Source organism: Streptomyces zaomyceticus, assembly GCF_014656215.1.
Classification (GTDB): domain Bacteria; phylum Actinomycetota; class Actinomycetes; order Streptomycetales; family Streptomycetaceae; genus Streptomyces; species Streptomyces zaomyceticus.
Window position 1 is genome coordinate 1 of the sequence record NZ_BNBZ01000050.1, and the last position, 25,511, is coordinate 25,511.

The following is a 25,511-nucleotide window of genomic DNA, read 5'->3' on the forward strand; positions in this document are numbered from 1 at the left end:
CCCGCGGAGCGGGATATGCCCCGGCAAGCCGGGGCATAGAGCGCGCATTGCGCAAGCGCAATGCGAATTCCGGCGCAAGCGCCGGAATGGAATTCCGTAAACGGAATTCCTGAGGGAATGCAATTCCCGCAAGCGGGAATTGCGAGCCACCTGCGCTTGCGCAGGTGGCGTGGCTGGCTACGAGGGGGTGCATCGCCTGCGGGCCTGTGTAGGGTCTGGGAATCCTAGCCACCACCCCAGCAACGAACGTGACGGGCTATCGACCTGACGGGGTGCCGGCCTCACCGCAGTGACGGGTTCCGCTGCGCTCCACCCAAACTCCTCCCCCATCCTTCGACCCGACTTTGCGTTCACCCAAATGAACTGTCAGCATGCACCACCCTGTCACCACGATACGGGGTACGTCGACAGGCCACCCGACCAAAGGAACGAATAATAAGTACAATGCATCATTGAATATGGATGTGTAGCTTTTACTCTTGTTTTACATTCATAACCCGGCAAAATTTACCGACCGAAGTCATAATTGCGAAGCCCTTAAACTGCTCAACTACGGAACAGAAGCCAGATATGGGAACGCTGGAATTCAACGCTCGGAGGTACCGGAGCCGAGCAGCCCCCAGGCCCTGAGGGCGGAACCGTACACCGGCACCAGCCACGCCTCCTCTCCTTTGATTTTCACGGTAGATACCACCCAGGACTCAGAGCAGTTGCTGCTGTCCACGACCCGCACGGGGGCGCTGCGGCGCATGCGAAGCGAGCTCGGCCGGGAAGGTCGCCCCCTCCATCCGGTGGTTGCCGATGGCGACACGCCGGTTGTCGCCAGACGCTTGGCCTGTAGGCACCGGGGTGTGGTCGGCAGGGGTTCGATGGGGGGGGTGAGCTCTAGTGACACATAAGAGAGTTCCGCGCTGAAATCGGCTTTGACCTGCAGTGATACGAAACCGTTTGTTCTAGATCTCCAGAACAAACGGCTTCCGAGCGTTCTGGAGATCTAGAACAAAGCCACTCCAAAACTGATGGCTCGTCAGGTGACTTTGAGGCACCGTACGTTCTGCCCCTCCAGAACAAGCCGGTTTACCTAGTGCTACCGTGCAGCCCTGAAGCGTTGATCATCTCTGGAGGACTGTGCTGATGGAACAGCTGCCGATCGTCCGCCCCGGCGAGCGCGTGGTCGCGCGGTCGGACGGCAAGGGCGGCTTGATCCTGGGCGTTGAGAAGATCAAGGGCCGCGAGTTCGCCGCGAGCGCGGAGTGCAGCGGCTACGTGCTGGACGCCCGGCTGTTGATGGACGTGCTCGGCAGCCTAAAGATGCCCGGGAGCTGGTTCCAGGTCTGGTGCAAGCTCGTGGCGCTCCAGAACGCCAACCGTGCCGACGACAACCTCCGGGCAGCCGCCCGCGGCTTCGTGAAGACCAACCAGCGCGACCTCCAGGCCCGGTGCAAGCTGTCGGCGGCCTCCGTCAACGAGGCCAGCCAGTTCTTCGCGCACATCGGCTGGCAGCGCACCGCCAAGCGCGGAATCCTCCAGCTGAACCCGTGGCTCACGGTGGCCGGCACCTCCGGCGAGCAGGAGAAGTGGCAGGCGCTCTGGAACAGCGCGGAGGGCCCGGCCTGCATCATCCCGCACTCTGACTACCCCACCGAGTGGCGCCAGGCGCGGGAGGCGGAGAAGAAGGCCGCCGAGTCCGCTCGCCGCAAGGAGAAGGTCGTCACGCTGCGGCATCGTCGGCCTGTAGGCAAGGCGAGCGCGTGACCTCGCGAGGCATATCCTCGGTACACATCGACCTGATTGGAAGTGGTGAGGCTCCGTGAGCAGCTCTTACGTCCCCAGCCCTCCCACCGAGGCACCCGTCATGATCGCTCGTGACGTCCTGCGCCTCCTGTCCCTGGTCGACGTCTCCACCGCCGGCCGACGCGTCCTGGACCAGCTGCTGTACCTCAGCGACCCGGAGACCGGCACCGCCGCGATCAGCCAGAACGAGATGTGCTCCGAGCTGGGCGCCAGCAAGCCCACCGTGAACCGCGGCTTCAAGGAACTCCGCGAGTGCGGACTCGCCTGGAGCCTGGAAGACGGGCTTTACCAACTGCACCCGCTGCTGACCGGCGGCAAGGTGTCCTCGCCCGTCATGCCGGTTCCCGAGATCCGGGCCGCCGAGCCCGGCCGCTTCACCGAGCAGCGACGGGCGAGGTTCGCCGCCCAGACGGCCAACCTCGCCGCCACCGGCTGAAGACCCCACCAAGGGCTCTTAACGGCCCTCCGGCGGGCTCCTGACCACGCGAAGCAACCAAGGCGCTGCACCCCCGGGTGTAGCGCCTCCTTCATGTCCATCCGCGATCAAGCCGGTAGCACTAGCTAAACCGGTTTGTTCTGAAGCAGCAGAACAAACGATGGGTCGGCACGTGCAGCAGCACCGACCGCAACGGGAGCTGCCGGTAGCACCAGGTGAACCGGTTTGTTCTGCTCCTCCAGAACAAACCGCAGCGACGCGGCCAGCGTGCAGCAGTTGGCCGTGCCGTACCAGTCGGGGACGGTCTGCTACCTGTGCAGTACCCGTGCCTCGGGCAGGGGTGGGAGGCAGACCGGGCAGCCGGTGAGGAGTTCGGCGAGCACGCCGCGCAGCTCGGTGAGGTCGCGGCGGCAGGTGCCGAGCAGGTCGAGGAAGTCTTCGACGGGCCAGGACTCGTGGACGCCGGTGCGCGTGAGGTAGAGGCCGACGATGCCCTGCGGCGACCCGGGCCACCGGCTCCGGGACTGGTGGGGAAGCTTCGACCACTCCAGCCCGTCCCACCCTCGCTCGGCTCGGCCAGAGTGTCGAGGACCTTCGCGGCCTGCGCGAAGAAACAGATCGCGCACCCCGCCGACTCAAACGCTGACTCGCCATTTCAAGGGCTCAGTCAAATTAATTGATACTCGCCATCAATGGACTCCGAAGTCAGTAATCCAGGTCCAAATAGTCGATGTCGTTGATTTCGACGTCCGACAGTCCCGTAGCGCGCCTGCCGCCGTCCTGAAAATAGACTTCCTTAAACCCTTCGGCGATGATCTTGCGCATCTTCTGGTCGCTGGCTCCGGTGTCGCGGGCGTCGAACAGGCGCTGCGCGTACGTGGCGGGGAGGCGGACGGTGAGGCGGCGGAAGCGGCCGTCGTCGCTCGATCCGGCTGACGATTCGTAGCCGAACCGGGCCCGGGTCTCCACCGTGATCCCGGTAGCGGCGGCCCGCTTGCGCCGGCGCTTGCGCACCAGCGGCTGCCAACGCTGCCGTACGGCGTCGTCGATCTTCGCGGCGACGTCGGCGCGGGGGTGCTTGCGGGCGCCGCGCCGGTAGCGGTTGACGGAGTCGGCGGTGACGCCGAGCTCCTGGGCGACGGCCTTGGCGCTGCCGAGCTGCTTGAGCAGGTAGCTGATCTGGCCCTTGAGCGTCTTTGGCGGCTCTCGGGTGAACGCTTCCCGGTCGGCCCGCTCGATGGCGTCCTCGATCTCTCCCGCCACGGTTCAGTTCCCTTCGGGGGTGGAGTCCTGGCCGTCGGGGTCGACGAGCCGGAACCAGGTCTCGCGCGTCTCGCGCAGGTCGTGCCGCCGCAGTTCGAACCGGGGCAAGGACCGTTGGGCGCGCAGGGAGAACCGCAGAGCCTCCAAGCGGGCCTCCAGGCGGTTTAGCGTCCGCTCCAGCTCCGTGCCGGCCTCCAGCGACGGCGCCCTGCCTGCAGTGGTCGCGGTGGGCACGGCTACTCGCCCTCGTCCAGAACGGCGTCGCCGCCCTTGATGTGCCTCGCGGGGTTCAGACCCTTCTCCATCAGGTCGATGGCCCACAGCATTTCCTGGACACCCTCCAGCTTCGCCAGGCCCGGTGTCGGTCCGAGACGGAACCCGCCGGGCTGCGGCTTGCCGGATGTCGCGTAGGGGAGGAAGTCCAGCGGCGAGGATCCCCGCGAGGGGTAGACGACGCAGTCGGAGAGCACGGCGAGCGGGTACAGGCCGGTCATCCTCCCCATGTTGTTGAGTTTGCGGTGCATGTTGACCCGGGCCTTGGAGATGACGGCGGCCCGGATGTCGGGGCGCCAGGTCGGCCGCTCCAGGGCCGGCCACCGCTCGCCCTCCTTGTAGTGCTTGCCCTGCGGACGCTCGCGGAGCTTGCCGACGCCGCCCTTCACGGTGGCCTTGATGGCCGCGAGGACGGCGGCCAGGGCCGGGTCGATCTGCTTGTGCTGCTCCATCGCGGCGAGGAACTGGCGGTCGTCCAGGTCCTTGGTGACGCCGAGGTCGGCGAGGGTGTCGACGTAGGCGTTCTTGAGGCGGTCGTGCCACGGGTCGAGGTACGCGCCGGTCTCGCGGCGCAGGTATGCCTCGATCGGGTGCACGTCGTGGCCGAGCTCCTGGGCATAGGCGACCGTGTGTGTCTGGTACCAGGCGGGTCCGGTCGGGCGGGTGCCGTCCGGTGTGAACGGGGAAGGCAGGCGCGGGTCCAGCTCGATGTGGGACAGGTCGACCAGCCAGGAGCCGGGGATCTTCGGGTTGAACTTCACGTTGTGGAAGTGGTCCGGGGCGCTGAGGCCGACGACCAGGCGGGCCGAGGCCGCGAGGAAGGCGGTGTTCAGGTCCAGGCCGATCGCGAAGGGCAGCAGGCACTCCTCATCGCTGAGCGTGTCCACCGACCGCACCCACTGGTACGCCTCCTCGTTCAGGAATCCGCCCGTCCAGCCGGACTGAACGACGACGGGATGCTCGGGGGTGGCCTCCGGTGGCGCCGGGTCCATCGACTCCGTCCCCAAGCTGCCGGGGTTGTAGCTGGACACCCAGTTCCCGGTCTCCGCATCGCGTTCCGGCTTCGTCGGCGGACGCAGCGCCGTCATCAGCTCCAGCCCCGAGACGGCCGTCGACCCACGCGGGGTGATGACCCGCTGGGCGTACACGCCGAGGACGCCGGCGATGTCGGCCGGCTCCATCTCGGCAACGCCGGGCCAGGACCGCTCATCGAGGGCGTCCCACGACAGGATCGCCAGCTGCACGCACTGCCGCTCGCGCCCCTGCGTCTTGCGGTAGATCCGCGCCCACGGGCCGAAGCCCCGCTGGGTGAGCTGCCACTTCGCCTTGAGCACCTGCTTGACGGCCGGGTGGTCCTCCGGGAGGCGCAGGGAGCGGCGCTGCTCGTGGCCTTCCAGGCGCTCGGGCAGCCCGAGCTTCACGGCGGCGGCCGCGGTGAGCACGATCAGCGGGTCGCTGTCCTTGCCGTACCGGTTGAGCTTGGCGGCACCGAGGCCGGACTCCTTGAGGGTCCACTCCACCAGCTCCGGCACGGTGGTGGCGGGGCAGTCCAGCACGATGCCGCCCGTGCCGTACGCGGAGCCGTCGCCGTCCAGCACGACGAGCGGGCCGTGGGGGAAGTGTGGGTCCCGCGCGGGCGCGGCGGCCTTCTTCGCCGCTGGACGCCGCGACGTCGATGCGGGGCGTGCGGCCGGACGGGCAGGGCGCTCGGGTGCGGCCGAATCCTGTACCGGCGCGGAGGTTCCCGCCTCCGGCTCGGGGTCGGACAGGCCGGTGACCATCTCGGGCACCTCCGGCTGCCGTGCGGCCGGAGGGACCGGAGCTGCCAGCACAGCGGTGGTGGTACCGGGCGCGGGATGCTTCGCCGCCCACCCCTTCAGCAGCCGCTGATAGGCCGCCAGGCGCGGGCCGGTCGGTTCGCTGCGGCCGTTCTCCCAGTTCTTGATGCTCTGCGTCGACTTCAGCTTCAGGGCCTCCGCGAGGCGGGCCTGGGTGATGCCGGCGGCCTCGCGCAGTCGGGCGCGCTCCGCCGGGGGCGGGAGCTGAGGCTCCTCCTCCAACAGGGCGTCGATGGACGCGAACAGCTCTTCCTCGGATGCCATGGGCCTCTACCTCCAGCCTGAACAGTAGCAGACTTAACCTTACCTTTTTACTCGAACATTTAACCCGATCAAAGAGCTGTTGGCCTGGTGTCGGCGAGAGCGCCAAAGCCACGAACAACCCCTGCGGGGAGGGATCGATGGACATGCACGTCGCCTCGGCGGTGCTGAGCGAGAAGGAGCGCCAGGAAGTCCTGCAGCGGATCATCGGGGAACTCCACGCCACGCTGCTCGAAGTCGATCGAGCCGTCGCGCCAGTTGGTCATGACGACGTCACGGCGCTCCCACGCCACCTCGCCGTACGGATGCACGCCGGGGGTGGTGTGGATGCGCTCGATACGCAGGCCCTTGCTCGCCGACTTGGCTCCCTTGCTGCGGGAACCACGTGTCGGGCCGTGGTCGACCCGGACCGCAGGTCAGTCGGCGTAAACGGACGCGAAGCGCAGGTACGCGACGACGTCGAGTTCCGGCAACTGGCCGAGGACGGCCAGACCCACGTCGTGGGTGGGGGTTGGTCAGCTCGGCGCGAGCGAGCACGTCTCCACCGTCGTGAAACGACGGCAGCAGTCGGGGCGCTGGCGACGGCGTCGGATGGGTTCCGACCCCCGCCAGGCGTTCCTGCTCCAGAAGGGCTGACGCAGGCCTACGGCCCCGGCCCCGGCCCCGGAGGAACGCGGTGCCGCCCGGACCCATGCCGTTGGGGATCAACTCGCTTTGCGGTAGGCACGGGCTGGCCCGGCGAGGCGGCGGCCGTACCGGGAGTTGATGCGGTCGAGGACGGGCTCCAGGGAAAGCCGGTTCTCCCTGCGGGGTCCAGGGAGGTCTGTGTCCCGGGGCCTTCGCCGGCGGGGCGGCGATCTTCGACGGTCACGAGGAGGCGGCGGATCCGCGCCCGCTCGAACGCCATGGAGTCCAGGATCCGGAAGACGGTGGCTCTGAGGTCGTCGGTGTGAGCGGACGGCTGTGGGAGGGTGCGGGTGCGTTCGACGGTGGAGCCGTCGGCGAACCGTACGGCCAGGGTGAGCTCGCGGGCGATCTGGTCACGGCCGCGGATCCGCTGCCCGAGGGCGGTGACCAGGTCCAGCAGCGCTGCCCGCACGAGGACGGGGTCGTACACGTCGTGGTCGAAGGCGTGGAAGGCACTGGTGGACTCGGGCATGCGCCGGGCGGTGACCGCGCGGGGGTCGATCCCGCGGGCGCGGTCGCGCAGGGTGCGCCAGGCCTTACCGCCCAGGACCCGGCAGACGACGGTCTCGTCCATCGCGGCGAGGCGCGCCGATGGTTGTGCAGTCCGAACGCCTCCAGCCGGGCAGCCCGGGCCGGGAACTGTTCGACGGCGCGATGGCCCGGCAGGTGCAGGATTCCCGAGGTTCCGGGGTGCGCGGAGGCGGTCGCGGCGGTGGCCGTCCGCCGTGGTGTCGGGGCGGCGACGCACGTGCCGGATCACATGGTCATGGTCTGTGCTCATGCCGCTCTCTCCGCGCGGTCGTACTGTCCCGCGCGGACAAGAAGCAGGAGGTCAGCCCGGCCGGCGGACGGGTGCGCCTGCCGGGTCCAGAACGGGTCGTAGACGAGGCGGAGGGTCAGCGACGACCGGCTGCTGTGGTTGTAGTACCCGTTGCCGCTGGGGTCGGTGAAGGTGAAGTAGCCGTGCCGCTTCCCGCCAGGCACTCCGCTTGCATGGCCTGGTCCTGAGAGCCAGCTCTGCCCATCCGCCGATCACTCCCGCGAGGGTTGGCGTCGGCTTCTACCGACTGGCCGACTACGGCATCAACGGCGCGTCGACAGCACCTGGCACCACGGCTGGGAGACGGTCGCCGCCCCAGTCGCCGCCACCGGCGCCAAGACCCGGTAACCGGCCGCCCCCGCACTCTTCCCCTCCCCCACCACCCGACCGGGCACGACGTACCGCCCTATGCTGGCCGGTGCCATCAGCGGAGCCGTGGCCGGCTCCACCTACTACCCGGCCACCTTCGACACCGACCTGCGTCTGGCCGCCGCCAGCGCCGTCGCGTTCGGCCCAGCTCACCGACCCCGGAGCCACCGGGCATCGCCATGCGGCACCCTGCCGCACCGACGACCACGGCGGCCGCATCCAAGCGCCGACCGTGGCACTCCCGGCACCTGGGCCCGCTGAACGCACCAATCCCCAAGGGCCGGTCGTCCCCACGACCACACTGGGGTGCCGGCTCTCCGGTGTTTCACGGCGCGGGCCCGCAACTCTCCTCCCATGGGAGTTCACCAGGAGCGGTGGAATGGCGCACGGTCACGGACGCGGCTTCATAACCGGGTTATGGAGGACCTAGGAAGCATCGGGGCCGTGAACCTACCGTGTTGATGCTTGAAGCGATCTTGAGTGTTAGTAAGGTGTCGCGCATGACTCAGCCCTCACCCGGCGACCGCGAGAAGGTCGTCTCGAAACTCCCGGCCGAGCTGCAACGCGACCTGAAGGTTCGAAGCGCTCAGCACGGCATCGGCATCCAGAACGCGGTCGAAGCAGGCGTCACCGCCTGGCGCGGGCTGGGATCCAACCTTCCCTCCATCGACACCTCAGGCGCCAAGTCCTTCTCCACCTTCCTCCCGGAGGGGCAATGGGACGGCTTCCGCGCCGACTGCGGTGCCCGGGGCGTCTCCATCGTCCAAGGCCTCTCACAATCAGTCGCTCTCTGGCTCGACAAGAACCCCGCGCCCGCTGTCCTGCGACCGCGGTACGTCCGACGCATCATCACCTGCAACCAGAAGGGCGGCGTCGGCAAGACCGCCGTCGCCGCCGGCGTGGGCGAAGCGATGGCCGAGGACTCCGACAAGCTGCACATGGTCCGCATCTCCAAGCACCTCGCCGCCCTCATCGAGGAGACGGCAGACGCCTTCGACTACGAGGAGCTCCCCGGCCTCGGACTGCGTGTGCTCCTCATCGACTTCGACCCCCAAGGGCACCTGACCAGCCAGCTCGGTCACACGCCGCTCCCGATCGAAGGCGACAGCCTCACCAAGCACATGTCGGGCGAGGCCAAGGGCCAACTGAAGGACCTCATCGTTCAGGTCGACGACGAGCGGTTCGGCGACCGACTCCACCTGCTTCCCGCCTGCACCGACGCCTTCCTCCTCGACGTGAAGCTGTCCGGCGTCCGAGCCCGAGAAGCAGCCCTGGAGCGCGCCCTCAACTCCGTTGAAAGCGACTACGACGTGATCGTGGTCGACTGTCCGCCGAGCCTCGGCCTCAGCATGGACGCCGCAGCCCACTACGGACGCCGGCGCGACGGCGAAGAGCCCGGCAACTCCGGCATCCTCGTCATCGTCCAGGCCGAAGACAGCTCCGCCGACGCATACGACCTCCTCACCTCCCAGCTCGAGGACCTGCGCACCGACATGGCCCTCGACCTCGACTACCTCGGCATCGTCGTCAACCAGTACGACGCCCGCCGCGGCTTCATCGCCACCTCATCGCTGCAGGGCTGGATCGACATAAAGGATCCCCGCGTCGTGGGCGTCATCGGCGACCTCAAGGAACAGAAGGAGGCCGTGCGCGTGAAGAGGCCTCTCCTTGCCTACGCACCACGCTGCGACCAGGCCGTCGGCATGCGCGCACTCGCCAGGGAGATCTCATGAGCAAGGCCAAACTCCTCGGTGCCAGCAGCTCCTTCCAGCGAGCCCAGCCGGTCAGCGCCCGACGCGCCGCCATCAACCAGGCCACCAGCGCACCCACCGAAGGGGTCGCCGCCCCGACTGAGTTGCCCCTCAGCGCCATCAGCCTGAACCCTGACAACCCCAGGAGCGAGCTCGGCGACCTGACCGACCTGTCCAACAGTCTCCGGGACCATGGGCAGAAGACAGCCATCAGCATCATGACCCGCTTCGCCTACCTTCAGGCCAACCCCGGCCGCGATGCGGATCTCGAGACCGACACCCAGTACGTGGTCATCGACGGCAACTCCCGCCTCGCAGCGTCCCGTGAAGCCGGCTGCACCACCCTCAAGGTGATGCTCGACGACGACCTCGGAGCCGACCCCAACGGCCTCCTCGAATCCGCGCTCGTCGCCAACATTCACCGCAAAGACCTCGACCCCCTCGACGAAGCCAAGGCCCTCCAGAAGCTCCTCAAGCTGCACGGCACACAGGAGAAGCTCGCCGAAAGGCTTCACCGAACACAGGCCTGGGTTTCACAGCGCCTGGCTCTGCTCAACCTCACGCCCGAACTTCAGCAGCGGCTGAAGGACGGAACGGAACAGGCCAAGCACCTGCGTCGGGTCGGAAACAAGAAGCCCGAGGACCAGGAGTCCCGCCTCGCGGAGATCAAAGCGCAAGAAGTGGCAGCGAAGGCAGTACAGAAGCAGGTCAGGAAGACCCCAACGGCCAGTACGTCCCCCCGCACGGCTGCTCGGGAAGCTACGGAGACGCCTCCAGCCACCTCCGCCGTCGCCGATCAGGGAAGCCACCCTCATAACCCGGTTATGACGACGTCGACCGGTTCCCCGGCCGCGGGGCAGCCGCCGGCGCTCTCCGGTGTTCATAACCCGGTTATGAACACCGGCGTGGTGGCCGTCCCTGATCCGAGGTCGGCAGGCACTTCTGACGAGACACTGCCCGCGCTGAAGAGCGACGGCAAGGCACTCATGGATTTCGCGCGAGAGAACCTGGACGCCGACCAGCGAAGCGCCATGCTCCAGCGCTACTTCCAGCTCGCCGCAGGCGTCGAGGAAGTAGCCCAGGACCTGGGCTGCGGCCTAGTGCCGAAGGACCGACACGACCTTGCCCTGATCCTCCGGACCATCTCGGACATCCTCGACAGGCCGTAGCAGAGCCACTGAGAAGGGCCGATCTCCCTGTGAGGTCGGCCCTCTCACGGTGCCTGCCTGGATCCTCACCGACCCGGCTCCCTGACCGGAGAGCTGATCAGCACCAGCCCGGAGCGCCGCTGGCAGCGGGCACCCCAGACACGGCGGCTGCTCACCTGCCCCCCAACACCTCCCGCTTTTGCGCCGAGGTTCTCCGAGACCGGTCAGCCCTTGCAGCAGGGGGAGGTCCCGGCCCAGGCTCCCCCGGCCCGAGGCCGCCGTCTCCCCCGCCAATGACATTGCGGACGGCGTCACTGTCGGCGACCAGGTCGCCCGCGTCGCCCAGCATGCCGTTCTCCCGGCCGGCGCATCAAGAACGGCCGACGTCAGCGCCCCCGCTCCGGCCGAACAGAACCATCACCCCGGACCCGACCAGGGCAGGGAACGACGCCCAGGCGCTGAGGCCCGCGGTCGGAAGCCGCATCGGTTCTTCCCGGAGGGATGCCGCGCGAAGTCGACGGCGCACCGGCCGGGACGCGACCGGTGTCCGCGGCCCGCAGGCGCCGCAGCGAGGCGAGGATGCGGGAACCGGTCCCCGACGTACGGAGGTTCTCGGGTTCAGCCGGTCCCGCGCCTCTCCCTGCTTGCGTCTGGACGAACCGTCCGGTCAAGGGTGGTCAAGGGGCGCAACGACACCGCTGTTCGGTGGATGCCCTGGGCAGGCCCACCGAGTGCGAAGAATCTTGAGAAATGCTGTCGTTGGGTGTCGAGGGCTCGTTTCCAGCTCCGACTGAGTGGTGACCAGCGTGCCAACGGGGCATGCGAAAAGGGGGGATGACACCCGAGATGAAGTACGTCGCGATGATCTACGGGAACCCGGCCAACCGGGATCTCTTCACGGCCGAGGAGTGGCTCGAGGTGCTCGCCATGCAGGAAGCGCGCAACGAGATGAGTCGCGCCGGCGGTGAACCGCCGGAGGCCCATGGCCTGGAGGACGCGGCTGGGCACTGCTCGGCGGATCAAGGGACCGTCTGACCGTTGGCTCGTGGGGCCGCTCATGGGGCAGGGGAACAACCATCGGGCCCAGCTGCCCGTGGATCTCACGCGGCCGAAGCGGGGCCTGCGAGAACGGGTGTCCGGGAGGAGGCGGTCCAAGGCTGCTCCGCCGACTCCAGGAGGGCGCGCCAGGAGGTGACAGCGGGCTCGCGCCTCAGTAGCCTGCGGCGCTCCCGTTCGGTCGTTCCGCCCCAGATCCCGTGCTCGATCCGATTGTCGAGGGCGTAGGCGAGGCAGCGGGTACGGACGGAACAGTCGGTGCAGATGGCCTTGGCCTGGTTCTGGGCCGACCCTTGCACAAAGAGGTTCTCGGCGTCGGCCGCCCGACAGACAGCGTTCTCGATCCAGTCCTCGCCCACCTCGTGCCGGCCCTTTCCGCATGGTGCCCTTGTGGCTGCCGAACGACTCGGACGAGCCGTTCGGCCTCGACCGTACGGGAATCGCCGAAGGCACGGCAGGACTTGATCGGCACTCGCTGCACCTTCAGAGGATCCGTGCGGTGGGACGCGCTTGTCGTCGTCGTCTTCGCAGCGCAAGAGCTATGTGCGGGTTCTGCAGCGCGACCGTCCGAGCTGCTGGGGGCACCGCGCCGTGACCACCCGAACGGCTTCTCCCTGTCAGGCCCAGGAAGGTCAGCACTTTGGAAGTGGCTCCCCCGAAACCAAGGTCCGTAGCGTGCCAGAACCGTCATGTACGACACGTCTCCCTGAGAACCGGACAAGGAGCCCATCCATGGTGCCCATGGACCACCCGCACGTAGGTAACGGAGGCCCCGGAGGCCACGAGATGGGAGGTGCGGTCTCCTCCTTGGACAGCTGGGGTGCCGTGCTGTTCATCGGATGGGCCGTCGTCATGTGGGCTGCCGTCATCGTGGTCGCGTACGCCAACCGTGGGCCAGTGCGGCCCTGGCTGTTCAAGACCTCGGTCGCCGTCATCGGTCTCGGCGTCGTCGGGCAGATCGGGCACTTCCAGGAGCACGTCGTCCAGGCCGGCTACTGGGTGGCGAACCCGTATTCTCCCGCCTGGATGACTCCGTGGGCGAACAGCATCGCGCGGGGCATGGGGCAGATCGACCCGACCAAGCCCGCCCTCGGCATGGAGATTCTGCACCTCGTCGGCAACTTCATCTTCCTCGCCGGACTCGTCGGCATCGTCCAGATCACCCGCCGCGCCACCGGCGCCCTCAAGTCCCGCAAGTGGGCCAAGATGGGCGTCTGGATGCAGGGCATCCACGGCATCGAGCACATCGTGCTGACCCTGTCGGTCGCGCTCGGCGCCAGCCGCGCCATCGGGCTGTCCACCTGGTTCGGCGCCATCGACCCGGGCCCCGCCCTTGTCACGTACCGCGTGTGGTGGCACTTCGTCGCCAACCTCATCGGCAGCGCCATCCTTGCCGCGGCCATCTTCCACCTGTGGAAGGAGAAGAAGGCGGTCAAGGACGGATACCTGCCCGAGCCCGCCGCCGCCGAGGACTGCGCCCTCTTCCCGGCTTCCGCCTCCGCTGCCGCCTCGGACTCCGTCAAGCAGTCCGCCCAGGGTGCGGAGCCCGTGCGGGAGCCGGAGCTGGTGAGCCGCTCGTAGCGCGCGCCGACCCAAGCGTGGGGGAGGGGCTGCACCCGGGGTGCGGCTCCCCCCTTTCTTCGTTTCGGCGGCCGGTGCGGTTCATCCCGCCGTACCGGCCGTACGGGCCAGCCGGCGCAGCGCCGACAGCAGTTCGTCGCCCAGGACAGCCGCGACGACCAGGCGCTCCGCCGGGCCCGGGCCGCAGGTGGGGGAGTGCAGCAACTCCGTGTCGGCGGCCGCCGCCCGCTCCGCCGCGTCGGCGTACGCGTCGATCCGTTCGGCGAAGTGGTGCTGGTCCAGCTTGCCCAGGGTGTCCAGCAGCTCGATCACCCGTGCGAACTCAGGGCCGTCGGCGGGCGCGTGCCAACCACGGCGTGCGGCGAGTGTGCCGACCAGGGCCAGGGTGCGCGGGTCCGCCGCCAGGATCGTGAGCGGTCCGTCCTGCGGTGCGGGAGCCGCCAGCACCTCCAGCGCGTCCAGCTCGGCGGGCGACCTGTCACGGCGTGACAGGTCCGCCGGGGCAAGGGAGTTGTCGCGGTGGGAGAGGTCGGCCTCGCCGTCCAGCACGGTCACGATGGCCCGGAGTTTCGCCACGGACAGGCCGCCGAGCTCGAGCAGAGCCCGGATCAGGCGCAGCCGGTGTACATGGTTCTCGGTGTAGCGAGCCTGGTTGCTGCTGGTGAGACGTCCTGCGGGAAGCAGGCCCTCGCGGATGTAGTACTTGATGGTGGGCGTGGACACGCCACAGATACGGCCGAGTTCCGCGATGCGCATACCCGCTTCGGGCGGTGCGGTGGTCATCGCGTGCCGACCGGAACGCGCTTGTCGGCGCCCTTGGGCAGGTGGGCTCTGCTCTCGGCGCGGCAGTGCCAGCACAGGCCACGCGGTGCCGGGCGTCCGCAGGTTCCCTCGTGGCCCGGGCACCCGATGCCGATCGCCGCGGTGGGGCCGGGTACCGGGACGAGTCCGGGGCGGGGCCGGCATTCCGCGCACAGCCCCGAGTTGCCTCGGAGGTGGGGCCGTTCGCACTCCGGGCAGCACGTCACGGCGCGTAGCCCGGCTTCGGCGGTCGGCCTGGTGGGCAAGGGCAGAGCGACGGGTGGCGGGGTGGACCGGCGGCGGGCCGCGCGTTCGGCGATCACCTCCCGGCAGGCCCGGCACTCGACACCCGCCGACCAGAGCACGCCCGCCTCGCAGTCCGGGTCGGCGCAGCCCCAGCGGGGGAGGGCGACGCCCAGCAGCCAGCGACCGGGGTCCCGGATGTCGGCGATGAGGGTCCGGGCGAGGCGGTGGGTGAGCCGGGCCTGCAGGCGGGGGACCGTGGTTCCGTTTTCGAGCTGCCGGGAGATCTCCTGGCCGATGCGTCGCTGCACGTAGGCGCCGACCCCGGCGAGCAGGAAGCGCACCGGCTCCAGGACGGTGTGCAGCCGCAGGCTGAACGTCAGCTGCGGGCCCCGGTACGGAGGCTTGCCGCCACTGTCGCTGGTGGGGGAGGGGCTGGGGGTTTCGTCGTCCGCGCGCAGCGCGTGATCACGTGAGGCAGCGACGGGGCGCGGTGTTGCGGGGGGCTCATGTGCGGGCTCTGCCACCGGTGGTTCGCCTACGGCGGGTGACCAAGGCGTCGGCTCGTTCTCAAGTCGGTCAATCCTTAGGTCTTCCTTATACGCGAGGGATCGGTCATCAAGATCGGAACCGGACAGGTCATCAAGAGCAGAAGACGGCGTGGTCTCCTCGCCGAGGACGCTGAAGAGGTGGCGCCCCCGTGCTCCGGCCCGCCGGTCGACGGTGATCCAGCTGGATCCGGCCAGTTCGTCGATGATGCGCCCGGCCGCCTCGGTGGTGATCGGCCGGCCGGCCTTGGGGCCGGAATGGTGCCGCAGGTGGCCGGCGAGCTCACGCTCGGTCAGGGGCATGTTCTGCACGACGGCGAACGAGATGACGGCGTAGGCGCGCAGGAGACGGGGCCGCAGCCGCTCGGAGGCGACGACGGGCAGCCAGACGAACCGCTCGCTGGGCCACATCTCGCGGACCCTGCGGCGTGCGGTGGTGCCGGTGCCGCCACGGAGGGTCCGGCGACGGCTCTCGGGCAGTTCGATGACGCCGTCGGGTGCCGGGGATCGCAGCTCTGCGAGGCCGCGCTGCACGGTCGAGACGGAGAGACCGAGGTACGAGGCGAGGGTGGCGAGGCCCGCGGTGCAGGCCTCCTTGCGCACGCCGAGCGCCTTGATCTTGATGTAGACGGTCACGGCCGCGTCGGAGTAGTACGCGGACTCGACGAGCCTCATCGGCACTTTCACACGTCCGTGGTGGAGGAGATCGGGGATGGCAAGAGTCATTACCGGCTGAACTTGGCCGGAAAGAGAGGGGGAGATATGGCCATCAAAGGTGTGTTCGGCCTCAGAAAGGTCCGCGAAGGGCTGGAGAATCACAGCGTTTTGGTTCATCATGAGGGGGACTCCTCGTCTTGGCTTGCGGGGGTCTCCTCGTCGGGTGACGAGGAGAGGGACGCTTCTCGAAGTTCTGGGAGCTGGACTCCTTTCTTTGGGGTGGGCGTCTTGTTTGCAAAGGGCTGCTGTATGGCGGCTTTTTGGTTCCTGGCAGAACCTGTTTGTTCGCGTATCTGGGTTGGCACCCAGAGCGGGGCCTCGCCCGTCGAGTTGGCGCTCGGCGGGCGGTGTTGTGACAACTCCCGGTCCTCAGCGGTGACCTGCTGAGGCAGGGCTGGTGTCACGTTTCCTGCTGTATGTCTTTCTTCACTCTTCGCTCTTCCCTCGCGCACCGAGCACTCAGAGTGCGCTGATGTCCGTGACCTCGGTCGTCGCGTTGAACGCGAACGAGCCGCCCTGGAGGGCGTTGACACGGATCGTACGGCGTCCGAGGGAACCCTCGGTGCCGTCGACCGTCTCCGCCTCGATCCAGCACGGCTCGTCGAACTCGACGTAGCGGTTGAACGAGATGTCCATCGACGTCGGTATCGCGGGTCTCCCCAACGGCTGTGTCGCGTGGGCCGCCTGACGGACCGCCTCCAGGAGAACCATGCCCGGTACATGGTCCACGGCGTGGTCGAAGAGGACCGGGTGGCTGGTGTCGGCCCGGAGCTGCCAGCGGCGGCGTTCCTCGGTGGGCGACAGGACGATGTCCTGCTGGCGAAGCCGGCCCACGCTGCTGCGCGAGACGGGCTCCGGCGGCTGGGGGACGGCTGCGAAGATCTCCGCGATGTCACTGCGTCCGGCGCGCATCCGCTGGTAGACGGCGGGGGAGTGGCAGCCGAACCGGGTGCTGACCATGGCGACCAGGGAGTCGTCGCGGACGACTTCCAGGTGCATCGTCATCATGGCCGGGAGCTGCTTGTGGTAGCGGATGTCCGAGACCACCGCGTGTATCTGCAGGTCGGCCGGGGTGCGCTCGATGTACAGGGCTTGCGGGTTGATAGCGAACTGCAGGCGGGACCAGCTGAGCTGGTAGCCGAAGGGGACGTGGTACGCGACGTGCGTCAGCAGCGGGAACGTCTGCCGCACGGTCTCGCAGAGCAGGAGCGGGTCGTGCAGGTCGTGCTCCGGCACATAGAAGCTGTGGCTGCGGGGCCACTGTGCGCTGACCGTGAAGGCGTCGTGGCCGACCTTGTTCCATCCCGTCAGGAACACCTCCGACAGGGCTGCGCGGTGCACGTACTCCTTGGCGACCGTCGTGGTCAGCGCCGAGCGTGGCACGGCAGGACGTTCCGATGTGATGAGCATGCCTCTCCCCTGGGGCGTGCGTATGTGAAGGCTCCGGGTGGTGCTTTCGGTTCCTGGAGCCGACTTGTAAAATAAGGGCGTTCGTTTTTTTTGTCGAGAGAGGAAGGTCCAGTCCGATGGACGAGCCGAAGCAGGACCGGGCCGTCAAGACGCGGGAGGCGATCCTGCACGCCGCCGCGGAGGTCTTCGACACCTACGGCTACAGCGGCGCCAGTATCAGCAAGATCATGGAACGCGCCCAGGTCACCCAGGGTGGGATGTACTTCCACTTCAAGTCGAAACTGGGCCTGGCGCAGGCGGTGTTGGCGCACCAGCAGGAGTTCGTGCACTTCCCGCCGACCGGTCACGACGGTCTGCAGCTCCTCATCGACCTCAACTTCTTCCTCGCCCGCGAGCTGCAGACCAACGTGGTCTTCCGGGCCAGCGTCCGGCTCGCCGTCGAGCAGGGCGACTTCGGGATGCGGGACGACACGGCCTACCAGGAGTGGGTCGAACAGTTCTACGGACTGCTGTGCGCGGCACGCGAGAAGGGGGAGCTGCTGCCGGGCGTCGACGCGCGGGAGTTCGCCAACGTTCTGGTCGGTGCCTACAGCGGTATCCAGGTGTTCTCGAACGTTGCCTCCGGGCGCGCCGACCTCCCCTCGCGACTCGCCTCGATGTGGCGTTACCTGCTGCCGGCGATCGCCACTCCGCAGGCCATCGCCGAGCTCCGGTTCCCCCAAGGCGTACAGAAGTTCGCAGCGTGAGAACCGTCCGCGTGGTGTTGACGGGGGCCACCGGATTCATCGGATCGGCCGTTTTACGGGAGCTGCGCCGGCTGCGCGAGGAGCGGGGGCACTCCTTAGCCATCCGGGCGGTGGGACGGCGTCCGGGCGCCGGCCTGATCGGCGTCGACCCACTCGTCGGCGCCGGACAAGCCGGTGCCGGACAGGCCGACTCCGACGAGTGGGCCGACGCCGATCTCGCGGATCCGCGCACGCTCGCGGGGGTCTGCGAGGGGGCGGACGTGCTGCTGCATCTGGCCGCGCTCGTGGCCGCCGACGAGGAGTCGTGCGTCGCCGTCAACGTGCGGGGAACCGAGGCTCTGATGGCGGAGGCCGTACGTGCCGGGGTGGACCGGTCGGTGCACCTGTCGACGGCCGCGGTCTACGGCCTCGGGCCGTACCGGGGGATCGCCGTCGACGAGGTCGTGCCCGCTCCCGTTTCCCCCGCGAGCCGGACCCGGCTCATCGGTGAGGCCCATGCGCTCGCGGCCGGGGCGAGCGTGCTGCGGCCCGGCCTCGTGCTCGGGGCGGGCGACCGGTGGGTCGTGCCCGCGCTCGCCGAACTCCTCGGTGCCGTCCCGGCCCTGTGGGACGGGGGCCGGGCGAGGATGTCCCTCACCGAGGTCGGTGATCTGGCCCGGTTGATCACGCACGCCGGACTGACCGGTGCGCCGGTCGGCGGCCGCATCTGGCACGCGGGCCATCCCGAGCCGGTGACCCTCGCCGCGCTCGTCGAGACGCTGGCACGTGAGGGAATCGTGGCCGCGCCGGAGCGGACGCTGCCGCTGGCCGCCTGCCTGGAGCAACTGCGGTCATCGGAAACCCGCTTGAGTTCGCGACAGTTCTCGCTGTTCGCCGAGGACTTCTGGTTCGACAGCCGGGAGGTCTGGAGTGCCGCCGGGTGTCCCGCGGGTCCCGGTCCGCTGGACCGGATGGCCTCGTCAGCACAGTGGTATCGGGACCTGCTGAAGGGCCGGGCGGCCTGATGATCACGGCTGCCCGGCCCTTACGGCGCTCAACTCCTCTCGGCAGGGCTCTCCGTGGCGCCCGTCTGCCGCGGAACGGTCGGCCCCTCGGCCGAGACGCCCGCGAGCGCCAGTCGCCACACCCGCTTCAGCTGGGCGACCGCGCTCTCGAACGCGGGGTCGGAACCCATCCGGCTGCGCAGGTACGCCTCGGCGCCACTGGTCAGATGCTCCACCAGCGTCGTGACGTCCGCCGGCAGCGCGTCCGTGTGAAGTTGACCGCTTTCGTACGCCCGGTCGAGCAGGCTGCGGACCGTCGGCAGCCAGGCGTCCGACCAGGACACCGTGGACGGCCGCTCCCGGCTCAGCCGGATCGCGGAGCGCACCGCGGGTTCCTGTTCCATCAGCCGGGTCAGCTCCAGCGTCAGGTCGATCACCATGCGCAACGGCGTCATCGGTTCGGCCGCCAGGCGTTCGAGCGCCGCCACGGTCACCGACCTGCCCTCTTCCTGTACGGCGTCGGCCAGATGGACCTTCGTCGGGAAGTGGAACGTCACGGCACCTATCGACAGGCCGGCGGCCTTGCTGACCGCCGACAGCGAGGTGCCGTCGTACCCGTAGCGGTCGAACTCCACCGCCGCCGCCTGCAGCAGGGCCTGGCGCGTACGCACGGCCCTCTCCTGTTTCACCACACCATCTCCCGAAGAGGGCTGTCTCGTGGGGGACTCATGACCACCTTCCTGTCCAAGGCTTGCCTCTTTCTGTCGTGGCGGACAAGGCCGAGTTGCCCAAGCCGTCTTGGATTTGTGCAGGTCACAGCGGTGTGGATCACCGGCCCGTGGGGCCTCGAGGGAACCGACTTGCCGAAGTGCATGCGGCCACTCACCTGAGTCACAAAAAAAAGAGGGCGTTCGCTATCATTTTAGCGTGGTCGGCAGTCGCAGGCCGAGAGCAGGGGGAGGGAACGAGCCATGACCGCGCACGCTCTGACGACGCATCGCCCGTCGGTGCCGGATTTCGCCGAGAGAATCTTCGAGTGTCTGCCGAGGGCTGACCAGCGCCGCTGGGCCCAGACCTACATCGAGGGGCTGCTCGCCACCCCGGGCAAGAAGTCGGTGCGCAATCTCGCCGCGGCGGTCTCGGCCTCGCCGGCCGCCTCCCAGTCGCTGCACCAGTTCGTCAACGCCAGCCCCTGGGACTGGATGCCGGTCCGCGCGGAGCTCACCCGGTGGGCCGAGCAGCAGATGGCCCCGCGCGCCTGGGTGATCAGCCAGGCCGTGCTGCGCAAGCGCGGCGAGAACTCCTGCGGCGTTCACCGCAGGTTCCTTGCCGCCACCGGCCGCTCGGTGACCTGCCAGGTCGGCGTCGGGATGTTCCTCTCCTCGTACGACCGTGCCCAGCCCGTCGACTGGCGCCTGCTGCTGCCCGGCTCCTGGGGGAAGGACCCCGAGCGGCGCAAGCGCACCCGGATCCCCGCCGATGCCGGACCGCGCACCGTCGAGCAGCACGCCCTCGACCTCGTCGACACCCTCTGGGACGTCAGCAGGACCGCCCCGCTGCCGGTCGTCGCCGACCTGGACGCCCTCGGCGGCACCAGCGCGACCGCCCTGGTGCACGGACTGGCCCTGCGCGGACGTGACTTCGTCGTCGCCGTCCCGGACACGCTCCAGGTCGCCGCCGGCCGCCACCTGCGGGTGCAGCGTCCGCAGCAGAGGGGCGACGGCCAGGGCCCGGTGCTCGCGGCGCGCAACCTGTTCGAGTTCGACGCGGGCACCCTGACCCGGATGGAGAAGGTCATCCCCTGGGGCGGTCGCGGCCGGCACATCACCGTCATGTCCAGCTTCGTGCGGCTGCCGCAGACCGGCCCGGGCGGGGAACGGATCCACCGCACCTACCGGCTGTTCGCGGTCCGCCCCGACAACGGCCGCCGCCCGGTCCAGCTGTGGCTGACCAGCCTCACCCACGCCCGCCTGGAGTCGGTGCTCGCGCTGACCAGGACCCTGGCGCACGCGGACGAGTCGGTGCGGGAGATGAGTGAGGACTTCGGACTGCTCGACTTCGAGGGCCGCTCCTTCCCGGGCTGGCACCACCACATGACCCTGGTGTCCGCCACGTACGGCTACAGCAGTCTGCAGCGCACGCACCAGCCGACCGGTGGCGGCGAGCGGATGCTGGTGGCCGCCTGACGTGAAAGAACCCGGGACGACTTCGCCAACTCGGGTTCTTTCACGCAACCCGCCCCGCCCTAGAGTGAGCGCATGCTGAAGCACACGTACGAGGGACAGGACTGCAACCTCGCCCGGTCACTGGAGGTGATCGGCGAACGCTGGACCCTGCTGATCATCCGCTCCGCGTTGCTCGGCACCTCCCGCTTCGACGGGTTCCTCGCGCACCTCGACATCGCGCGCAACGTGCTCTCCAGCCGGCTGGCCCGGCTGGTGGAGCAGGAGATCATGGAGCGGGTGCCTTACCAGGACAAGCCGGTGCGCTACGAATACCGGCTCACCCCGGTCGGCCGCGACCTGACCCGGGCCGTGATCGCCCTCATGCAGTGGGGCGACCGCAACCTGCCGCAGGAACTGGGCCCGCCGCGGCGCGCCGACCACATCGGCTGCGACGGCTTCGTCCACGTCGAACTGCGCTGCGGCTCCTGCGGGCGCGCCGTGCACGACGAGGAAGTGGACGTGCGCCGCATCCGCTGAACACCGGGGGGCGGAGAGCAACGGGGAAGATGCCGCCGGTTGTCCGGCGCACCCACGATGGCAGCCCCCGCCGCCCTGACCGAAAGCGGCGCGTACGAGGAGGCGTCCGTGCCCGCACTGGGAGCGCTGCGCAGGCTGTTGATGGCCCCGTCCCTGGACGACGTGAGCTTCGCCGGGCGTGGATTCACGGTCGAACCCACCCCGCTCACCCAGCAGCTGGAAGCCGTGCCGCAGGCCGTGGTGACCGGCTTCGAGTGGGGCATCGAGGACAAGGACCTCGCCACCACCGAGCGCAGGCTCGCGCTCATCGCCCCGCTCAACCGGGGCTTCGCCTACGAGGGCGCCACCATGGCCTGCGCCATCCGCGACACCATGGGCCCCGGCGGGCACCGCGCCGCCGACCTGATGCGCGGCGGCGGCCGGCCGCACATCTTCCTGAACTACATCGGCATCGGCTTCGCCATGGCCAAGCTGCCCAGGCCGCTGTGGAAGAAGCTCGTCCCCACCCTGACCGAGCCCGACCTCTACCCGGCGATGAGCTGGCTGTGCGTCGACGGCTACGGCTTCGACCGGGCCTACTTCGACACCGACACCTGGGTCGGCGGACAGCGTCTGGACGCCCCCTACGACTGGGACGGCGACCCCTCCTACTGGCAGCGCGCCTTCGACCAGGGCGTCGGCCGCGCGCTGTGGTTCATCCACGGCGGACACGTCGGCAACGTCTCCGCCGCGGTACGGGCCTTCGCCGGTGACCGCAGGGCCGACCTGTGGAGCGGGGTCGGCCTCGCCGCCACCTTCGCGGGCGGCAGCACGCCCTCGGACCTGGCCGCGCTGCGCGCGGAGGCCGGCGAGCTCGCCGGCCACCTGGCGCAGGGCTCGGTGTTCGCCGCCAAGGCCCGCCACCACGCCGGGTTCGTCCCCGAGCACAGCGAGGCGGCCGTCGCCGCGTTCACCGGGCGCACCGTCGAAGCGGTCGCCCGGCTCGCCGACGACTGCGCGGCCACCGACCCCGAGCAGGGCGCGGGACCCGCCTACGAGGTCTGGCGGCGGAATGTGCGGACGCAACTCGGTGCCCTCGTTGTTTGAGCACATCTGAAGTAGACGCCCCTCCGGGCCCGCTGGCTAGATTCGATTCGCTGGGGGAAATCCAGGGATTCGAGTGGGATTCGAGAGGGGCGGTCTACTGCCGTGTCCAGTGTGTTTGGTGCATTCCGACGCCGATTGCTCACGCCGTCTGTTTCCGAGACGACCATGGAAGTCCGTGGCTTTCATGTGAAGAACGCGGAAGCAAAGGCCAGGCTTGAGTACATCGGTGAGGTCTTTCTCCAGGGCTACGCGTACGCGGTGGAGGCCGGGTCGCCCGCCGAGGCGGAAGAGCTCCTGGAGACCGTCCCGCGGGACATGCGCGGCTTCGCCTACGAGGGTGCCGGCATGGGCGCGGCGGTCTACGACTCGCTGCCCGGGCACGGTGGCCGGCTCGCCGGTCTGCTGGCCGGTGCGGGCCGCCACCACGACTACATGATCTACGTCGGCGTCGGTTGGGCGATGGCCCGGCTGCCGAAGCCGCTGTGGCCCGACATCCGCACCACCGACCCGCTGCTGCGCTGGCTCGCGCTCGACGGGTACGGCTTCCACCAGGCGTACTTCAAGACCGCCTCGTACGTGCGGACCCCGGAGATCCAGCACCCCTTCCGCTGGAACGGCGGGCACAACCACTACACCCCGAGCGCCGTCGACCAGGGCATCGGCCGGGCGCTGTGGTTCGTCGGCGGCACCGATCCCGACGTCGTCACCGAGCTGATCCGGTCCTACGACGAGCGCCGCCACAGCGACCTGTACGCGGGCGCCGGGCTCGCCTGCTCCTACGCGGGCGGCGTCACCGAGGACGAGCTCGCCCGCTTCGTGGAGGGCGCCGGCGAGCACCGCTGGGCGCTCGCCCAGGGGGCTGCCTTCGCGACCGAGGCCCGCGTCAAGGCGGACACGGTCATCGACCACACCCACCTCGCGGCCCGTGTCGTGTGCGGCACGACCGCCGAACGGGCCTCGCAGCTGTGCCGGGACACCCGGCCCGCCGCGACCGTCGGGGGCGCTTCCCCGGCCTACGAGAGATGGCGGCGCGACATCGCCGCGGAACTCGCTTCTGACTCGCTCATCTCGAAAGGTGTCGACCAGTGACGGTCACAAAGAACTGGCTCCGCAGGAATTCACCGGGAATCGTCGCTCTCGCCCTCATGGTGGGCACGTTCTACGGCGTCCGGCTGCCTGAATCCTCCGCCGCCGAGATCGACAAGCTGGCGAAGAATTTCGCATTCGAGCCGATGTCGATCGCGATGCCCGCGGGATTCGACAAGCAGGAGGTCCGCAAGGTCAACAAGGCGTACCAGCACATCGAGGCGTGGATCTCCTCGGTCGGTGCCGGTATCGCCATCAACGACCTCGACGGCGACGGCCTCGACAACGACCTCTGCGTGAACGACGTGCGGATCGACCAGGCGGTCGTCACCCCGGCACCGACCCGTAAGGACAAGTACGCGCCGTTCGCGCTGAACCCGGCGCCGCTCGGCACCAGCAAGACGATGGCGCCGATGGGCTGCATGCCCGGCGACTACAACGAGGACGGCCGCATGGACCTCCTCGTCTACTACTGGGGCCGCACCCCGGTCATCTTCGTGAACAAGGGGGAGAAGGGGAAGCCGCTCACCGCCGCCTCCTTCACGCCCACCGAGCTGCTGCCCGGCAAGTCCGGCGCCACCTACACCGGCCCGCTGTGGAACTCCAACGCGGCCGCCGTCGCCGACTTCGACGGCGACGGCCACAACGACATCCTGGTCGGCAACTACTTCCCCGACAGCCCGGTCCTCGACGCGTCCAAGGACGGCGACGTCACCATGAACGCGTCGCTTTCGCACGCCCAGAACGGCGGCGGCGCCCACATCTTCCGGTGGACGAAGGACGGCTACGAGAAGGTCGACGCCGCCGTCCCGCAGAACCTGAACAAGGGCTGGTCGCTCGGTGCGTCCGCCGCCGACCTCGACGGCGACCGGCTGCCCGAGCTGTTCCTCGCCCACGACTTCGGCACATCCGCGCTGCTCTACAACACCTCGACCCCCGGGAACATCAAGTTCTCCGAGGTCAAGGCCGTGCACAGCGGCACAGTGCCGAAGTCGAAGGAGCTGGGCCGCAGCTCCTTCAAGGGCATGGGCGTCGACTTCGGCGACCTGAACAACGACGGCCTGTACGACATGTTCGTCAGCAACATCACGACCTCCTTCGGCATCCAGGAGTCGAACTTCGCGTTCATCGACACCGCCGACTCCCGCTCCGAGGTCCAGGCCCGGCTGAAGGAGGGCGAGGCGCCGTTCAAGGACCGCTCGACCGATCTGAAGCTGGCCTGGTCCGGCTGGGGCTGGGACGTCAAGACGGGCGACTTCGACAACAACGGCGACCTGGAGATCACCCAGGCGCTCGGCTTCGTCAAGGGCAAGAACAACCGCTGGCCGCAGCTCCAGGAGCTGGCCACCGCCAACGACGCCCTCGTCGCCAACCCCTTCTGGTGGCCGAACGTCAAGCACGGTGACGACCTCGCCGGCAGCCAGCGCATGCGCTTCTTCGCCAAGGACGCCGAGACCGGCGAGTACCACAACCTCTCCGTCGCCCTCGGCATAGGCGAGCCCGTCCCGACCCGCGGCCTCGCCACCGGCGACGTCGACGGCGACGGCCGGCTCGACCTGGCCGTCGCCCGCCAGTGGGGCGAGCCGATCTTCCTGCACAACGTCGCCAAGAACCCCGGCGCTTACCTCGGCCTGAATCTCACCCACCCGGACGGCTCTCCCGTGGTCGGCGCCGAGGTCTGCGTCGAACTGCCCGACGGCACGAAGCGCATCACCCGCCTCGACGGCGGCGGCGGCCACTCCGGCAAGCGCAGCACCGACGTCCACCTCGGTCTGGGCAAGGACGTCAGGGGCCCCGTGCCCGCCATGGTCACCTGGCGTGACCGGGCCGGCCAGATCCACGAGCAGAAGCTGAAGCTCACGCCGGGCTGGCACAGCCTCGAGCTGGGCACCGAGGTCAAGGAGAAGTGACG

Annotated in this window: 24 protein-coding genes and 2 pseudogenes; 13 read left to right on the forward strand and 13 right to left on the reverse strand. The window is 68.9% G+C overall.

What is annotated here, in order from left to right:
- Nucleotides 1–1,134: 1,134 nt before the first annotated feature.
- The gene (locus tag IE311_RS34820) at nucleotides 1,135–1,755 is read left to right on the forward strand and encodes a hypothetical protein (RefSeq protein ID WP_189835894.1); all 621 of its coding nucleotides are present in this window, start codon (nucleotides 1,135–1,137) and stop codon (nucleotides 1,753–1,755) included.
- Nucleotides 1,756–1,810: 55 nt separating this feature from the next.
- The gene (locus IE311_RS34825; RefSeq protein ID WP_189835895.1) at nucleotides 1,811–2,230 is read left to right on the forward strand and encodes a helix-turn-helix domain-containing protein; all 420 of its coding nucleotides are present in this window, start codon (nucleotides 1,811–1,813) and stop codon (nucleotides 2,228–2,230) included.
- A 308-nt stretch (nucleotides 2,231–2,538) separates the two neighbouring features.
- On the opposite strand, the gene IE311_RS34830 is transcribed toward IE311_RS34825, so the two are convergent.
- The 8 genes and pseudogenes from IE311_RS34830 to IE311_RS34865 form a co-directional block, all read right to left on the reverse strand.
- Nucleotides 2,539–2,856 (reverse strand): hypothetical protein, encoded by a 318-nt coding sequence (locus IE311_RS34830; protein ID WP_189835896.1) that lies wholly within the window; start codon nucleotides 2,854–2,856, stop codon nucleotides 2,539–2,541.
- A 79-nt stretch (nucleotides 2,857–2,935) separates the two neighbouring features.
- The gene (tpg, locus tag IE311_RS34835; RefSeq protein WP_189835897.1) at nucleotides 2,936–3,493 is read right to left on the reverse strand and encodes a telomere-protecting terminal protein Tpg; all 558 of its coding nucleotides are present in this window, start codon (nucleotides 3,491–3,493) and stop codon (nucleotides 2,936–2,938) included.
- A 3-nt stretch (nucleotides 3,494–3,496) separates the two neighbouring features.
- The gene (locus tag IE311_RS34840) at nucleotides 3,497–3,640 is read right to left on the reverse strand and encodes a hypothetical protein (protein ID WP_189835898.1); all 144 of its coding nucleotides are present in this window, start codon (nucleotides 3,638–3,640) and stop codon (nucleotides 3,497–3,499) included.
- A gap of 89 nt (nucleotides 3,641–3,729) precedes the next feature.
- Nucleotides 3,730–5,868, reverse strand: coding sequence for a telomere-associated protein Tap (tap, locus tag IE311_RS34845; protein ID WP_189835899.1), 2,139 nt, complete (start codon nucleotides 5,866–5,868; stop codon nucleotides 3,730–3,732).
- 146 nt (nucleotides 5,869–6,014) lie between these two features.
- A pseudogene (locus IE311_RS34850) lies at nucleotides 6,015–6,260 on the reverse strand (hypothetical protein); the annotation flags it as partial.
- Nucleotides 6,261–6,290: 30 nt separating this feature from the next.
- A pseudogene (locus IE311_RS34855) lies at nucleotides 6,291–6,458 on the reverse strand (transcriptional regulator NrdR); the annotation flags it as partial.
- Between the two features lie 50 nt (nucleotides 6,459–6,508).
- Entirely contained in the window at nucleotides 6,509–7,126 is a 618-nt protein-coding gene (locus IE311_RS34860) for a DinB/UmuC family translesion DNA polymerase (protein ID WP_189835900.1), read from the reverse strand.
- A gap of 203 nt (nucleotides 7,127–7,329) precedes the next feature.
- On the reverse strand, nucleotides 7,330–7,536 hold the full coding sequence (locus IE311_RS34865; protein ID WP_189835901.1) for a hypothetical protein: 207 nt from the start codon (nucleotides 7,534–7,536) through the stop codon (nucleotides 7,330–7,332).
- Between the two features lie 705 nt (nucleotides 7,537–8,241).
- On the opposite strand from IE311_RS34865, the gene IE311_RS34870 reads away from it, so the two are divergent.
- From IE311_RS34870 to IE311_RS34880, 3 genes are all read left to right on the forward strand, one after another.
- Nucleotides 8,242–9,474 carry a ParA family protein gene (locus tag IE311_RS34870; protein WP_189835902.1) on the forward strand — a complete coding sequence of 411 codons (1,233 nt, stop codon included), beginning with the start codon at nucleotides 8,242–8,244 and terminating at the stop codon, nucleotides 9,472–9,474.
- A complete protein-coding gene (locus IE311_RS34875) occupies nucleotides 9,471–10,661 on the forward strand; it encodes a ParB/RepB/Spo0J family partition protein (RefSeq protein WP_189835903.1) in 1,191 nt (396 codons plus the stop codon). Before IE311_RS34870 ends, IE311_RS34875 begins: the two co-directional genes overlap by 4 nt.
- Nucleotides 10,662–11,474: 813 nt before the next feature.
- Nucleotides 11,475–11,675 (forward strand): hypothetical protein, encoded by a 201-nt coding sequence (locus IE311_RS34880; protein ID WP_189835904.1) that lies wholly within the window; start codon nucleotides 11,475–11,477, stop codon nucleotides 11,673–11,675.
- Nucleotides 11,676–11,740: 65 nt separating this feature from the next.
- Here IE311_RS34880 and IE311_RS34885 read toward each other — a convergent pair whose 3' ends face one another.
- Nucleotides 11,741–12,055, reverse strand: a complete 315-nt coding sequence (locus IE311_RS34885) for a WhiB family transcriptional regulator (protein WP_189835905.1) — start codon at nucleotides 12,053–12,055, stop codon at nucleotides 11,741–11,743.
- A 382-nt stretch (nucleotides 12,056–12,437) separates the two neighbouring features.
- Here IE311_RS34885 and IE311_RS34890 point away from each other — a divergent pair, with 382 nt between their 5' ends.
- Nucleotides 12,438–13,277: a DUF6008 family protein gene (locus IE311_RS34890; protein ID WP_229902359.1), complete on the forward strand. Its 840-nt coding sequence runs from the start codon at nucleotides 12,438–12,440 to the stop codon at nucleotides 13,275–13,277.
- Nucleotides 13,278–13,358: 81 nt separating this feature from the next.
- Here the strand turns inward: IE311_RS34890 and IE311_RS34895 are convergent, their stop codons facing one another.
- From IE311_RS34895 to IE311_RS34905, 3 genes are all read right to left on the reverse strand, one after another.
- Nucleotides 13,359–14,060 carry a MerR family transcriptional regulator gene (locus tag IE311_RS34895; RefSeq protein ID WP_189835906.1) on the reverse strand — a complete coding sequence of 234 codons (702 nt, stop codon included), beginning with the start codon at nucleotides 14,058–14,060 and terminating at the stop codon, nucleotides 13,359–13,361.
- Nucleotides 14,057–15,544, reverse strand: a complete 1,488-nt coding sequence (locus IE311_RS34900; RefSeq protein ID WP_189835907.1) for a helix-turn-helix domain-containing protein — start codon at nucleotides 15,542–15,544, stop codon at nucleotides 14,057–14,059. Before IE311_RS34900 ends, IE311_RS34895 begins: the two co-directional genes overlap by 4 nt.
- Nucleotides 15,545–16,045: 501 nt before the next feature.
- On the reverse strand, nucleotides 16,046–16,996 hold the full coding sequence (locus IE311_RS34905) for a ScbA/BarX family gamma-butyrolactone biosynthesis protein (RefSeq protein ID WP_189835908.1): 951 nt from the start codon (nucleotides 16,994–16,996) through the stop codon (nucleotides 16,046–16,048).
- 116 nt (nucleotides 16,997–17,112) lie between these two features.
- Between IE311_RS34905 and IE311_RS34910 the strand changes: the two genes are divergently transcribed.
- Entirely contained in the window at nucleotides 17,113–17,742 is a 630-nt protein-coding gene (locus IE311_RS34910; protein ID WP_189835909.1) for a ScbR family autoregulator-binding transcription factor, read from the forward strand.
- Nucleotides 17,739–18,746: an NAD-dependent epimerase/dehydratase family protein gene (locus tag IE311_RS34915; protein ID WP_189835910.1), complete on the forward strand. Its 1,008-nt coding sequence runs from the start codon at nucleotides 17,739–17,741 to the stop codon at nucleotides 18,744–18,746. Before IE311_RS34910 ends, IE311_RS34915 begins: the two co-directional genes overlap by 4 nt.
- Nucleotides 18,747–18,775: 29 nt before the next feature.
- Here the strand turns inward: IE311_RS34915 and IE311_RS34920 are convergent, their stop codons facing one another.
- On the reverse strand, nucleotides 18,776–19,396 hold the full coding sequence (locus tag IE311_RS34920) for a TetR/AcrR family transcriptional regulator (protein WP_189835911.1): 621 nt from the start codon (nucleotides 19,394–19,396) through the stop codon (nucleotides 18,776–18,778).
- Nucleotides 19,397–19,696: 300 nt separating this feature from the next.
- Here IE311_RS34920 and IE311_RS34925 point away from each other — a divergent pair, with 300 nt between their 5' ends.
- The 5 genes from IE311_RS34925 to IE311_RS34945 all read left to right on the forward strand — a co-directional run bounded on the left by IE311_RS34925 (nucleotide 19,697) and on the right by IE311_RS34945 (nucleotide 25,509).
- The gene (locus IE311_RS34925) at nucleotides 19,697–20,911 is read left to right on the forward strand and encodes an IS701 family transposase (RefSeq protein ID WP_189835912.1); all 1,215 of its coding nucleotides are present in this window, start codon (nucleotides 19,697–19,699) and stop codon (nucleotides 20,909–20,911) included.
- 72 nt (nucleotides 20,912–20,983) lie between these two features.
- Nucleotides 20,984–21,427 (forward strand): winged helix-turn-helix transcriptional regulator, encoded by a 444-nt coding sequence (locus tag IE311_RS34930; RefSeq protein ID WP_189835913.1) that lies wholly within the window; start codon nucleotides 20,984–20,986, stop codon nucleotides 21,425–21,427.
- Nucleotides 21,428–21,535: 108 nt separating this feature from the next.
- Nucleotides 21,536–22,513 (forward strand): DUF1702 family protein, encoded by a 978-nt coding sequence (locus IE311_RS34935; protein ID WP_189835914.1) that lies wholly within the window; start codon nucleotides 21,536–21,538, stop codon nucleotides 22,511–22,513.
- Nucleotides 22,514–22,615: 102 nt separating this feature from the next.
- Nucleotides 22,616–23,602 (forward strand): DUF1702 family protein, encoded by a 987-nt coding sequence (locus IE311_RS34940; RefSeq protein ID WP_189835915.1) that lies wholly within the window; start codon nucleotides 22,616–22,618, stop codon nucleotides 23,600–23,602.
- Nucleotides 23,603–23,658: 56 nt separating this feature from the next.
- Complete coding sequence (locus tag IE311_RS34945; protein ID WP_189835922.1) at nucleotides 23,659–25,509, forward strand: CRTAC1 family protein; 1,851 nt, start codon at nucleotides 23,659–23,661, stop codon at nucleotides 25,507–25,509.
- Nucleotides 25,510–25,511: the final 2 nt, after the last annotated feature.